This window comes from Cupriavidus sp. 05N39, from assembly GCF_056397325.1.
The window spans coordinates 1-12,678 of the sequence record NZ_JBFTNE010000002.1; the positions used below are offsets into that span (position 1 = coordinate 1).

Sequence of the window (12,678 nt, forward strand, 5' to 3'; positions counted from 1 at the left end):
GAGGTGCTGTACCCCGGCATGCACTCGGACGTGGGCGGCGGCGAGGTGCTGTACCCCGGCATGCACTCGGACGTGGGCGGCGGCTATGGGGCGGGCGACCAGGGCAAGGCCCGGGATGGCCTGCCCGCGCTGATGTCGCAGATCCCGCTGCTGCATATGTACAAGGCGGCCCTGCTGGCTGGCGTGCCGCTTACCACGTATCCATATCTCGATGGCGATGCAAGAATGGATGTCGAGATCGACCCCAGCCTGGTGCAGGTCTGGAACCAGTACATGCGGTGGAGCCGTTGCGAAGGCGGGCCSTAYAACGAGCAGMTCAGCCAGCACTACGCGCGCTTTTTCCAGTGGCGTGCGTGGCTGCTGCGGCGTTTGGAACAGCGCCCTTTCTACCTCGCGTCCAATCCCCAGGACCAGACCGACCTGCAGGAATCGAATGACCGCCTCAAGGGCGACCTGGTACTGGTGCGATACCGGGCCGCGCCCGATCGTTCCCCTTATGGGGATCGCAACCCGCTCATGCTGTCGCCCCAGGAGCGTGCCGGGGCCAACCTGATGCAGGTACTCGCCGCCAATATGGCCAAAGCGCTGACGCCGTTTGAGACCGCTGCGATGTCCCACTTTGAAGATCCTGTGCCGCCGCCGGATGGCTGCCATGCGCTGTTCGAGGACCACATGCATGACTCGCTGGCGGGCTTCTACATGGCAGGCGCCGTGACCGAGCTCGATCGCAACACGGCCATCGAGAATGTGTGCCGCAAGCATGCGGCCAACCGGCCGCTCAGCGGGTTCGAGGTGAAGATCTACAAGGAAAACCAGGCCTGGATCGACCGCCGGATGACACCGCCGGAGGTTGGCCAGGGGCCGAATTGCAAGGCAGAGATGGGCGCCGTCTTCCCGGTGCAGACCGATGCGGATGTCGGAGACCTGCGCGACTGGGTGATCGTGAGCCAGACCAACACGCGGCGGGAGGGCGGTGGCTACCTGCGGGACCGGGCCATCTTTAGCGAGATGTAAAGAACGTCAATCGAGAAGAATATGAAATTTGATCGCGCCATCGAGGCCTTCATCAAGGAATTTGTCTCGGACCTGGCCAACAAGAACGTCGCGATTTTTGCGGGCGCTGGCATGTCGAAGAGCGTGGGTTATGTGGACTGGCCATCGCTCCTTAGTGATATCGCGGCTGAGCTCGGCCTGAGCGTGGATAAAGAGCACGATCTGATATCGCTGGCCCAGTATCACGTGAGTCATCGCGGCAACCGATCCGGGATTACAAAAAATACTGGAGGAGTTTTCTCATCAGGGCGAACTGTCGGAGACGCACAAAATCCTGACGCGCTTGCCTATTCCGGTCTACTGGACCACGAATTACGACACGCTGATTGAGGATTCTCTCAAGGATGCGTTCAAGATCGCGGACGTCAAAAAGGATGACAAGCAGCTAGCAAATACGCGGCCCAAGCGTGATGCGGCATGTGCCTGGTGCCGGAGAAGCGCGAGCTGTTCGGCTCGATGAGCGTGGCGGACAACCTGGTGCTGGGGGCGTATCGTCGCAAGCGCGCCGGGGAGAAGAACTTTCTCGACCAGATGGAAGTGGTCTACGGCTTGTTCCCGCGCCTGAAGGAGCGGGCSARGCAGGATGCCGGCACGCTGTCCGGCGGCGAGCGCCAGATGCTGGCGGTGGGSCGCGCGCTGATGGCCAAGCCGCAACTGCTGATGYTGGAYGARCCAAGCCTCGGGCTGGCGCCGCTGATCGTGAAGGAAATCTTCCACATCATCAACGACCTGCGCAAGACCGGTGTGGCGACACTGCTGATCGAGCAGAACGCACGCGCGGCGCTGCAGGTGGCGGACTATGGGTATGTGATCGAGACGGGGGACATGGCGATGGAGGGGCCGGCGGCGGAGCTGGCGGCGAATCCGAAGGTGATCGAGACGTATCTGGGGCTGGCGAAGAAGGCGGCCTAGGCCTTATTGATTGTCGGAATTTATACGACGAATAATAACTGGCATTTCCAGTCATTACTATTTGTGGATTGGATGGCAAGAAGCCGGACCCCACAGATGCGTTCTTGATCCATGGTTAGCGCAGCGATAGGTACGCTATATATCTATGGAAAGAATGTAAATGCATATACGAATTGGCGATCAATTCGTTGTGTAGATATCCGCGTACCAAGAGGCGAGTGACTATTCGGCGAACAAAAATAATTTACAGAATTTTTCCTTCTGTTATTTGTCTGGTGAATTTTCCTGATTGGCCTGCAGCACGTCGGGATCATGCGCCGCCATGCCAAGTAGCCACGCACGAAACTTGGCAAATGCGGGATGGTCCCGCCTCTCCCTCGGCGCACACAGAAAGTACCCCCGCGTCAGCCTGATCGGCAAATCGAACGGCGCCACCACGAGCCCCGCGGCAATCTCATCCCGTACCAGACAGCGCTGCAGTACGGCCACCCCCATGTCCGCCTTGACCGCCTGGACCAGAATCGAGACCTGGTCGAAGCCCGTGGCAAGCGCCGGCGCAGCACTGGGTACGCCTGCCGCATACAGCCAGTGTTGYCAGTTGGCAGGGGCGGTGGTGTGGTAGAGCAAGGGTTCTTGCAGCAGTTCTGCCGGCTCGGACCATCGTCCAGCCTCATGGCGGGCGCGGGCCCGGTCGGGATGACAGATGGGTACCATCTCGCTGCCGATCACGTAGTCGCATTGCAGGCTTGGCCAGCGGTCCGGGGTGCCGGCCAGGATTGCAGCATCCGGCGCCGGGCCTGTGAAATCCTCGTTGCGCCGGTACGGCACAAAGTCCAGGCGGATCTCGGGGTAGCGACGGTGGAAATCCGGCAGCCTTGGTATCAGCCATACGCTGGCCAGCGTGGGCACCGCGGACAGCGTGAGGTGATGCTGACGGTCGCGAGAGAGCAGGGCGGCGCTGGCGTGCTCAATGGCTGCCAGCGGGCCGGCCACCGAGTCGAGCAGTTGCCGGCCGGCATCCGTCAGGGTCAGGCGATGCGCATTGCGCTGGAGAAGGGGCTGGCCAAAGTGCGATTCGAGACGGGCAATGGCGCGGCTGATCGCCCCCTGGGTGACACACAGATCCTCGGCCGCACGCGTAAAGCTGCCCAGCCGCGCGGCGGCGGCAAAGGCATGCAGTTCGGACATCGAGGGCGAGCGTAGCCGCATTGGGGGAGGGCGGAGCCGAGAATGAGCTTTGGTAATGCAACCGTGCAATATAGTCGTTTGTGCGGACCCGGTAAACTGCCGACACTTGGCCACCTTCCCATATAACTCCAAGGAGAAAACCCCATGATCCGAGCCAGTTTGCCGCGCCGGCATTTTGTCCTGTCCTGCCTGGCGGCATGCGCCAGCCTCTCTGCCGCTGGCGGCGCGTTCGCGCAGGCCAACTATCCGAACCGCCCGATCCGCCTGGTCGTACCTTTTGCCGCGGGCGGTTCGACTGACCTGTCGGCGCGCCTGGTGGCGGAGTTCGGCGGCCGTGAACTGGGCCAGTCGATCGTGGTGGAGAACAAGGGCGGTGCCGGCGGCTCGCTTGGCATGGAGCAGGTCGCGCGCGCGGCTCCGGATGGATATACCATCGGCATGGCTACCGTCAGCACGCACGGTTCCAACCCGGCCGTGTACCCCAAGCTGAATTACGACCCGATCAAGGATTTCGCGCCAGTCACCAATGTGGTGGCGATCCCCAGTGTGTTCGCCGTGCATCCGAGCGTGCCGGCCAAGACCATGCAGGAGTTCGTTGCCCTGGTCCGTGCCAACCCCGGCAAGTACAGTTTCGCTTCACCGGGCGCGGGTTCGCTGGGCCATGTGAATATCGAGAACTTCATGATGCTGGCCAAGATCGACCTGCTGCACGTACCTTACAAGGGCGCCGGCCTGGCACTCAACGATGCGGTGGCGGGGCAGGTCAATGCGATCACCGACAACCTGTCGTCCACGCTGCCCCACGTGAAATCCGGCCGGCTGCGCGCGCTCGCTGTGCTGGGCGCAGTTCGTTCACCGCAGTTGCTCAACGTGCCGACCTACGCGGAACTGGGCTACAAGGAGATGGGGGATGGCGGCTGGTTCGGCATCGTGGCACCCGCGGGCACGCCGCCGGCTATTGTCGAGAAGCTCAACAGCGCCATCCACAAGGCCATGCAGAACCCGGAGTTCAAGCGCAAGGTGGAAGAGTCCGGCGGCACGCTCGTGCCGACCACGCCGGATGGCTTCAAGGTGCAGATCCAGCAGGCCATGACGCGCTATGCGCGCGTCGCCAAGGCCGCCAATATCAAACTGGATTGATTGCATGAATGATAGCTTCGAACCCTTTGTCCAGTCCGCGCCGCAGGCTCAGGCCTTGCCGCTGGTTTGCGATTCGCCGCACAGCGGCACGTGCTACCCGCAGGACTTCGGTGCGGCCATCCCGCGGCAGCGCCTTCGGAGCGGCGAGGACACCCACGTGGAATCGCTGTGGGAAGCCGTGCCGCGGATCGGCGGCACGCTGATTGCTGCGAATTTCCCCCGCGTCTATATCGATCCCAATCGTATGTTAGACGATCTGGATCCTGAACTGCTGGATGGCGCCTGGCCTGAGCCGCTGGCGCCAGGTGAAAAGACGCGCCTGGGCTATGGACTGATCTGGCGCAATGTGGATGCGGCCACACGGATCTACGACCGCAAGCTCTCGCTGCAAGAGGTACGCGGCCGGATTGATCGATACTACCGCCCTTACCATCAGGCACTATCGGCGGCGGTGGAGGAGGCCTACCAGCGCTTCGGTGCGGTCTGGCATCTGAACCTGCACTCGATGCCGAACAACGCCTATGAGCGGCTCAAGATCCAGAGTCCGCGTCCACTGGCGGACTTCGTGCTGGGCGATCGCGACGGCACGACCTGCGAGCCGGATTTCGTCGCACTAGTGGAATCCGAATTGCGGGCGCTCGGCTATACGGTGGCGCGTAACGATCCGTACAAGGGCGTGCAACTGATAGCGCAAATTGGGCGCCCCGCCGAGCGGCGCAACAGCTTGCAGATCGAGATTCGCCGACCGCTGTATATGGATGAGGCAACGCGCGAGCGCAGCACCGGGTTCGGCCAGGTTCAGGCGGATCTCGGCCGACTGGTCGAACGCATTGCCAGCTACTTGCGAGAGCAGGGCGGGGCATGATGCGTAGACGTTAATCCAGTCAGTATCCAAGCCGGGCCATCGCGCCCGGCTTTTTTTGTTTCACGTGGAACACACCCGAGTTATTCATGCGGCATGTTTCACGTGAAACATGCCGCGGCGCAGGGACGCCACAGCGAATGCCGCTATAATTCGGCATCCCGATTCATTTCCCGCCAGCCTCCCGGAGGAGGCGCCTCCATGCTTTACCCAAAAGAATTCGATGTCATTGTTGTCGGCGGCGGCCACGCCGGCACGGAAGCCGCGCTCGCCGCGGCTCGTATGGGCTGCCAGACGCTGCTGCTGAGCCATAACATCGAGACCCTTGGCCAGATGAGTTGCAATCCGTCGATCGGCGGCATTGGCAAGGGCCATCTCGTCAAGGAAGTGGACGCAATGGGTGGTGCCATGGCGGCTGCCACGGACGAGTCGGGCATTCAGTTCCGCATCCTGAATTCCAGCAAGGGCCCGGCCGTTCGCGCCACCCGTGCTCAGGCCGACCGCGTGCTGTATCGCAAGGCGATCCGTACCCGGCTGGAAAACCAGCCGAACCTCATGCTGTTCCAGCAGGCCGTGGATGACCTCGTGGTGGAGGGAGACCGCGTGGTCGGTGCCGTCACTCAGGTTGGCATTACGTTCCGCGCGCGCGCGGTTGTGCTGACCGCCGGCACCTTCCTCGACGGCAAGATTCACGTGGGGCTGGATAACTACACCGGCGGACGTGCAGGCGATCCTGCGTCGGTATCGCTGTCCGCGCGGCTGAAGGAACTCAAGCTGCCTCAGGGCCGCTTGAAGACCGGTACGCCGCCGCGCATTGATGGCCGCACCATCGACTTCTCCGTGATGGAGGAGCAGCCCGGCGATCTCGACCCGGTGCCTGTGTTCTCCTTCCTGGGCCGTGCCGAACAGCACCCGCAGCAATTGCCGTGCTGGATCACGCATACCAATAGCCGTACCCACGATATTATCCGTGGCGGCCTCGATCGTTCGCCGATGTACACCGGCGTGATCGAGGGGGTAGGGCCGCGCTACTGCCCCAGCATTGAAGACAAGATCCACCGCTTCGCCAGCAAGGACAGCCACCAGATTTTCCTGGAGCCGGAAGGGCTGACGACCAACGAGTTCTATCCCAACGGGATCTCAACCAGCCTGCCGTTCGACGTGCAACTCGCCTTGGTGCATTCGATCCGTGGCATGGAGAACGCGCATATCCTGCGCCCTGGCTACGCCATCGAGTACGACTACTTCGATCCGCGTGCCCTGAAGGCCTCCCTGGAGTCCAAGGCGATCCGCGGCCTGTTCTTCGCGGGGCAGATCAACGGCACCACCGGCTACGAGGAGGCGGCGGCCCAAGGCCTGCTGGCCGGTATCAATGCCGGGTGCTTCGTGAAGGAGCGCGAAGCCTGGACTCCCCGGCGGGACCAGGCCTATCTTGGGGTTCTGGTCGACGATCTGATCACCCGCGGGGTCTCGGAACCGTACCGAATGTTCACCAGCCGCGCGGAGTTCCGTTTGAGCCTGCGCGAAGATAATGCCGATATGCGATTGACCGAGGCTGGTCGGGCGCTTGGCGTTGTCGACGATGTGCGCTGGGATGCATTTAACCGGAAACGCGATGCTGTTTCACGTGAAACAGAGCGATTGAAGGGGACCTGGGTCAATCCGAGCCTGCTGCCCGAGGCGGATGCGGTGCCGCTGCTCGGCAAGGCGATCGAGCGCGAGTACAACCTCGCCGACCTGCTGCGCCGTCCGGCCGTTACGTACGACGCACTGATGGCACTGCAGGATGGCAAGTTCGCGCCGGCCCAGCCGCTGGATACCGATCCCCTGCTGGTCGAGCAGATTTGCGAGCAGATCGAGATCGGCATCAAGTATCACGGCTACATCGCACGCCAGGCTGCGGAGGTGGATAAGCTGGAAGCCAACGAATCCACCCGCTTGCCAGAAGACTTCGATTACACCGAAGTGCGCGGCCTGGGCATTGAGGTCGGCCAGAAACTGAACCAGCACCGCCCGGAGACACTCGGCCAGGCATCGCGTATTTCCGGCGTGACGCCGGCGGCGATTTCACTGTTGCTGGTCCATCTGAAGAAAAAGGGCATGGGGCGTACCAAGTCCGGCTCCAGCCAAGAGGCCGCCTGAGTGAGGAACCAACGTTACACCGCCGTGGACGATGCCGACCAGCGCCGTCGGCTGGAAGCCGGCCTGTCCGCCATCGGGCTGGCTCTCTCCGCGCCACAGATAGACCAGTTGTTTGCCTACCTCGCGCTGCTGCGCAAATGGAACGGCGTCTATAACCTGACCGCCATCCGTCATCCTGACGAGATGCTCACCCACCACATGCTGGATTCGCTGGCCGCTGTGCCGGCGTTGGCGGAGGCGGCGCGCGCCGCCGTGGTGGAGGAGGGCGCGCGCCGCCGGGTGCTCGACGTGGGTTCGGGCGGCGGCATGCCCGGCCTGCCGCTTGCCATCGCCTGTCCCGATGTATCGGTACTGATGGTCGACATCGTGCAAAAGAAGACAGCCTTCCTCACGCAGTGTCGGGCACAGCTCGGATTGTCCAATTCCGCTGCCCATTGGGGGCCGGTCGAGAAGCTGGAGGACAACAAGGGCTATGCGGTGATCACCTCGCGCGCATTTGCAGAGTTGAGCGATTTCGTCTCGCTCGCCGGCCACCTGCTGGCGCCGGGCGGCAAGCTGATAGCAATGAAGGGCGTTTATCCCCAGCCCGAGATCGATCGCATGGAAGCGGCCGGGCTGATGGCACAGTGGCAGGTCGAGGCAATCCCGCGCCTGACCGTGCCGGAGCTGGACGCAGAGCGTCACCTGGTGGTGCTGTCGCGCCGCTGACCCGGCCGGTGGTTGTCGCCGGCGCCCACCCCCGGCAGGTTGAAATCAAGCAGGAGCAGCAGGAGCTTATGGCCAAGGTATTCGTGATCGCAAACCAGAAGGGCGGCGTCGGCAAGACCACCACCACGGTGAACCTTGCCGCCGGGCTGGCGGCACAGGACCAGCGCGTGCTGCTCGTCGACCTCGATCCCCAGGGCAACGCCTCGATGGGATCCGGCATCGACAAGCAGTCGCTCGAACACAGCGTCTATCAGGTGCTGGTCGGGCTATCTACGGTGAAACAGGCGCGCCAGCACTCCGAGTCCGGCAAGTACGATGTGTTGCCTGCCAACCGTGAACTGGCCGGTGCGGAAGTAGAGCTGGTCGAGCTGGATCAGCGCGAGCGCCGGCTCAAGAACGCCCTTGCCGAAGTCGATGACGAGTACGATTTCGTGCTGATCGATTGCCCACCCTCGCTCTCCCTGCTGACCCTCAACGGCCTCTGCGCCGCCAACGGCGTAATCGTGCCGATGCAATGCGAGTACTTCGCGCTGGAAGGGCTGTCCGATCTCGTCAACACCATCAAGCAGGTGCACGCCAACCTCAATCGCGACCTGAAGGTGATCGGCTTGCTTCGTGTGATGTTTGATCCACGTGTGACATTGCAGCAGCAGGTGTCAGCCCAGCTTGAGTCGCATTTCGGCGACAAGGTGTTCAAGACCGTCATTCCGCGCAATGTGCGGCTGGCGGAAGCACCGTCCTACGGCGTACCCGGCGTGGCCTTCGATCCGTCCTCCAAGGGCGCCAAGGCTTACCTCGACTTCGGCGCGGAAATGATCGCGCGCGTCAAGCAACTCGGCTAAGCGCCGGGCCTGAGATTCACGTATACAGGATACCGAGATGAGCACCGTGAAGAAGAAGGGCCTGGGCCGCGGACTGGAAGCCCTGCTGGGTGGGCCGGCCGAAATTGTCGATGCCGTCAAGCAGGAGGGCGCGCCTTCGGTGCTGCGTCTGGACCAGCTCCAGCCCGGCAAGTACCAGCCGCGCACGCGCATGGATGAGGGTGCGTTGCARGAGTTGGCCGCGAGCATCCGCTCCCAGGGTCTGATGCAGCCCATCCTGGTGCGCCGCGTGGCCGAGCCGGATCGCTACGAGATCATTGCCGGGGAGCGGCGCTTCCGCGCCTCCAAGATCGCCGGGCTCGACGAGGTGCCGGTGCTGGTCAAGGACGTGGCAGACGAAGCCGCCGCCGCGATGGCGCTCATCGAGAATATCCAGCGCGAAGACCTCAATCCGCTGGAAGAAGCGCAAGGCATCATGCGCCTGGTGCGCGAGTTCAATTTCACGCACGAGCAGGCGGCGGAATCGGTAGGGCGCTCGCGCAGCGCGGTATCCAACCTGCTGCGTCTGCTGAACCTCGCCCAGCCGGTACAGACCATGCTGATGGCGGGCGATCTCGACATGGGGCACGCGCGCGCGTTGCTACCCGTCGACGGCGCCAACCAGATCACGCTCGCCAATCAAATCATTAATAAGCGATTGTCGGTGCGCGAGACCGAAAAGCTGGTAGCCTCCACCCTCAAGCCCCTGGACCTCAGGTTGCAGAAACCAAACAACGGCGCACCGGCGCGCGACGTGACGCGCCTTGAGGAAGAACTATCCGACGTGCTTGGCTTGCCAGTGCAGATCAAGCTGGGCACCCGCGGCAAAGGCCAGCTCACCATTCACTTCACCAGCAACGATGCGCTCGACGGTGTGCTGACACGCCTGCGCGAGCCCGGCGAGAGCCAGTCTCCCGCCTGAGTGGGCTTCCCGAAAATAGTGCGCGATTAACGGCCGGGCTGCGTGGTTTTAGTGCCACGGACCGGCCGCGATGATCCCTTCGTAAGCGCCACGCAAGGGCGTTAAACGACCATGGTGCGCCGCTGTCCCAAGGCGCTTCAATTACTTGGCGCGTTATTGGAGGCAGTCGGTCGCGCGCGCACTATGGGCGCGTGGAGATTGCAAGCGGAATGCGGACTGTTGCAAGGAGTCTGTAAGCAGATTGACTCGCATGGTGCATTCCTCGTAAAATCGTGCGGTTTGAATTCCGGCCGGTCCAGAAAAGTTCCGGGTCGGATTAAACAACAAGCAGAGGCAATACGCAGGTGGTTTCAGATCGTCATGATGCTGGTCAGGATAAAGACCGGCAGCCGCGTAACGCACCTAAAGTCGCACGTAATGCAGCCTGGGAAACCTGGGAAGACGACGAGGCGGAGCGCGAGGAAGAGGCGGTCGATCCGCTGTCGCGCGTCGAGGCGGAAACGCTGTTCGGCGAGCGCGCGCTGCGCCCTTCGCGCATGACGCCCGGCAGGGTCGTGCTGGCGCAGATGGCGGTTACTGTTTTGTCGGCCATTGCCTGGCGACTGTTTGCCGGCGGTAACGCCGGGGCGGCGGGTTGGTCCGCACTATTTGGTGGCACGGTATGTTTCGTGCCCAGCGGCTTCTTCGCCTTGCGCCTCTGGATGTCGCGCGAGCGTCCCTCGATCAGCGGGCTTGTGGTCGGCGAGGCGATCAAGGTGTTTGCCACCGCCGCACTGTTTGTGCTGGTGGTGGTGCTGTACAGCGAGTTGCGCTGGGTTCCGATGCTGGTCACGTTCCTGCTTGCGCTCAAGACCTACTGGGTGGCGCTGGCGATTCGCTGAGGGTGTGCCTCAGGGCAAAGTGGCCAGGCGCAGTAGATCGAATAAGTGTGCTTCCTGTCGAAGTGGGGCACGAAAACAGAATATCAAGAGTTTTTTGGCGTGGCGCGTCACAACAGTGAAGCGCGGCGCAGATAAGGTTCAAACGAGCTTGCCCGCGGTGACCAGCAAATCATGCTGAAGGCGGTGCAAGAAGCGTACCGGCAAAATGCCGGCAACTGGTTTCGCAATATTACGGTTCGTTTCGACATGTCAGCTGCTCAAGGCGCCGAACAGGCCCTCACCCCCTCCGGCTATATCGCCGAACACTTGCAGAATTTCAACTCGGTCGGCGGCAAGCAAGCCTCCGTGGTTGACTTCAGCATCATCAACTACGACACCGTGTTCTGGTCGGTACTGTGCGGCGCCATCGCCTGCCTGTTCCTGTACGCCGCAGCGCGCCGCGCCACCGCCGGCGTGCCGGGCCGTTTCCAGGCATTCGTCGAAATGATCGTCGAGATGGTCGACGACCAGGCCAAGGGCATCATCCASGGCGACCGTTCCTTCATCGCTCCGCTGGCGCTGATGGTGTTCTGCTGGATCACCGTGATGAACGCCGTCGACTTGATCCCGGTCGACTGGGTCACCGGCCTGAACGGCCTGCTGGGCATCTTCCACATCCACCTGCCGCACCATCGCGCCGTTGCCACGGCCGACCTGAACGGCACGCTGGGCATGTCATGCGCCGTGCTGGTGCTGATGATTTACTACAGCTTCAAGATCAAGGGCGTGGGCGGTTTCGCACATGAGCTGCTGTCGGCCCCGTTCGGCGCCAAGTGGTACCTGGCCCCGTTCAACCTGGTCCTGAACCTGATCGAATTCCTGGCCAAGGCGGTTTCGCTGGGCATGCGGTTGTTCGGCAACATGTACGCCGGCGAACTGGTGTTCCTGCTGATCGCGCTGCTGGGTTCCATCTGGACGTTCAGCGCAGACCTGTCCGCGCTGGGCTTCGTCGGTCACGTACTGGCCGGTGCTGTCTGGGCGATCTTCCACATTCTGATCGTTTTGCTCCAGGCCTTTATTTTCATGATGCTGACGCTGGTGTACATCGGCCAGGCTCACGATCACCACTGATTTTCAAGTTTTCGGTTTTTCGGTTTTTTGGTTCTAAGTCTCTTCTCAATTAAAGGAGTCGTCATGCAAGCATATCTCGCCAACATCCAGGGTCTGACCGCCATCGGTATCGGCATCATCATCGGTCTGGGCGCAATCGGCGCCTGCCTGGGTATCGCCCTGATGGGCGGCAAGTACATCGAAGCGTGCGCACGTCAGCCCGAGCTGATGAACCCGCTGCAAACCAAGATGTTCCTGCTGGCTGGCCTGATCGACGCGGCATTCCTGATCGGTGTTGGTGTTGCAATGCTGTTCGCATTCGCCAACCCGCTGCTGGCTGTCATCAAGTAATTCTTTTCGGTCTGCATGATGCTGACGGGCGGCGCGGGCCACTTAGCCTGGCCGCCCTTGCGCATTTATCTGTAGTTTGATTACCGAAAGGAACACACCATGAATCTGAACGCAACGTTTCTTGCGCAGATGGTCGTGTTCTTCATCCTGTGGTGGGTAGTTGCCAAATTCATTTGGCCGCCGCTGGTGAAGGCGCTCGACGAACGCGCAAAGAAGATCGCCGATGGCCTCGCCGCCGCCGAAAAAGGCAAGGCTGAGCTCGAACTCGCCAACAAGCGTGTGGACCAGGCCCTGGCCGAAGCCCGCACCGAAGGTGCCCAACGCGTCGCCGACGCCGAGAAGCGCGCCCAGCTGACGGCTGACGAGATCAAGCAGAACGCCCAGGCAGAAGCCGCACGCATCATTGCCCAGGCCAAGGCCGAAGCCGATCAGCAAGTTACCCGCGCGCGCGAGCAATTGCGCGACCAGGTCGCCGTGCTGGCCGTCAAGGGTGCCGAGCAGATCCTCAAGCGCGAAGTGAACGCGCAGGTCCACGCGGATCTGCTCAATCAACTCAAGGCTGAGCTCTAA

General features: G+C 62.1%; 12 protein-coding genes and 2 pseudogenes. 13 read left to right on the plus strand and 1 reads right to left on the minus strand.

Annotation, left to right across the window (positions count from 1 at the left end; all coding sequences use genetic code 11):
- The 3 genes and pseudogenes from AC1DN0_RS00950 to AC1DN0_RS00960 all read left to right on the plus strand — a co-directional run.
- Nucleotides 1-1,014, plus strand: a pseudogene (locus AC1DN0_RS00950) (hypothetical protein); the annotation flags it as partial.
- Between the two features lie 21 nt (nt 1,015-1,035).
- Nucleotides 1,036-1,383 (plus strand): hypothetical protein, encoded by a 348-nt coding sequence (locus AC1DN0_RS00955; protein WP_441637716.1) that lies wholly within the window; start codon nt 1,036-1,038, stop codon nt 1,381-1,383.
- Between the two features lie 84 nt (nt 1,384-1,467).
- A pseudogene (locus AC1DN0_RS00960) lies at nt 1,468-1,965 on the plus strand (ABC transporter ATP-binding protein); the annotation flags it as partial.
- A gap of 264 nt (nt 1,966-2,229) precedes the next feature.
- On the opposite strand, the gene AC1DN0_RS00965 reads toward AC1DN0_RS00960, so the two are convergent.
- Nucleotides 2,230-3,174, minus strand: a complete 945-nt coding sequence (locus AC1DN0_RS00965; protein WP_477145476.1) for a LysR substrate-binding domain-containing protein — start codon at nt 3,172-3,174, stop codon at nt 2,230-2,232.
- 123 nt (nt 3,175-3,297) lie between these two features.
- Between AC1DN0_RS00965 and AC1DN0_RS00970 the strand changes: the two genes are divergently transcribed.
- The 10 genes from AC1DN0_RS00970 to AC1DN0_RS01015 all read left to right on the plus strand — a co-directional run bounded on the left by AC1DN0_RS00970 (nt 3,298) and on the right by AC1DN0_RS01015 (nt 12,678).
- Nucleotides 3,298-4,293 (plus strand): tripartite tricarboxylate transporter substrate binding protein BugE, encoded by a 996-nt coding sequence (locus AC1DN0_RS00970; RefSeq protein ID WP_441632215.1) that lies wholly within the window; start codon nt 3,298-3,300, stop codon nt 4,291-4,293.
- Nucleotides 4,294-4,297: 4 nt separating this feature from the next.
- Nucleotides 4,298-5,158 (plus strand): N-formylglutamate amidohydrolase, encoded by an 861-nt coding sequence (locus AC1DN0_RS00975; protein ID WP_441632217.1) that lies wholly within the window; start codon nt 4,298-4,300, stop codon nt 5,156-5,158.
- A 198-nt stretch (nt 5,159-5,356) separates the two neighbouring features.
- Entirely contained in the window at nt 5,357-7,297 is a 1,941-nt protein-coding gene (gene mnmG, locus AC1DN0_RS00980; RefSeq protein WP_441632219.1) for a tRNA uridine-5-carboxymethylaminomethyl(34) synthesis enzyme MnmG, read from the plus strand.
- Nucleotides 7,298-8,005, plus strand: a complete 708-nt coding sequence (rsmG, locus tag AC1DN0_RS00985; RefSeq protein WP_441632221.1) for a 16S rRNA (guanine(527)-N(7))-methyltransferase RsmG — start codon at nt 7,298-7,300, stop codon at nt 8,003-8,005.
- A 68-nt stretch (nt 8,006-8,073) separates the two neighbouring features.
- Nucleotides 8,074-8,847, plus strand: coding sequence for a ParA family protein (locus AC1DN0_RS00990; protein ID WP_035873008.1), 774 nt, complete (start codon nt 8,074-8,076; stop codon nt 8,845-8,847).
- Nucleotides 8,848-8,884: 37 nt separating this feature from the next.
- Nucleotides 8,885-9,787: a ParB/RepB/Spo0J family partition protein gene (locus AC1DN0_RS00995; RefSeq protein ID WP_441632223.1), complete on the plus strand. Its 903-nt coding sequence runs from the start codon at nt 8,885-8,887 to the stop codon at nt 9,785-9,787.
- A 344-nt stretch (nt 9,788-10,131) separates the two neighbouring features.
- Nucleotides 10,132-10,668, plus strand: coding sequence for an ATP synthase subunit I (locus tag AC1DN0_RS01000; protein ID WP_441632225.1), 537 nt, complete (start codon nt 10,132-10,134; stop codon nt 10,666-10,668).
- A 246-nt stretch (nt 10,669-10,914) separates the two neighbouring features.
- Nucleotides 10,915-11,778, plus strand: coding sequence for a F0F1 ATP synthase subunit A (gene atpB / locus AC1DN0_RS01005; RefSeq protein WP_477145477.1), 864 nt, complete (start codon nt 10,915-10,917; stop codon nt 11,776-11,778).
- 63 nt (nt 11,779-11,841) lie between these two features.
- Nucleotides 11,842-12,108 carry a F0F1 ATP synthase subunit C gene (gene atpE, locus AC1DN0_RS01010; RefSeq protein ID WP_006157246.1) on the plus strand — a complete coding sequence of 89 codons (267 nt, stop codon included), beginning with the start codon at nt 11,842-11,844 and terminating at the stop codon, nt 12,106-12,108.
- A 99-nt stretch (nt 12,109-12,207) separates the two neighbouring features.
- Nucleotides 12,208-12,678, plus strand: a complete 471-nt coding sequence (locus AC1DN0_RS01015; protein ID WP_441632228.1) for a F0F1 ATP synthase subunit B — start codon at nt 12,208-12,210, stop codon at nt 12,676-12,678.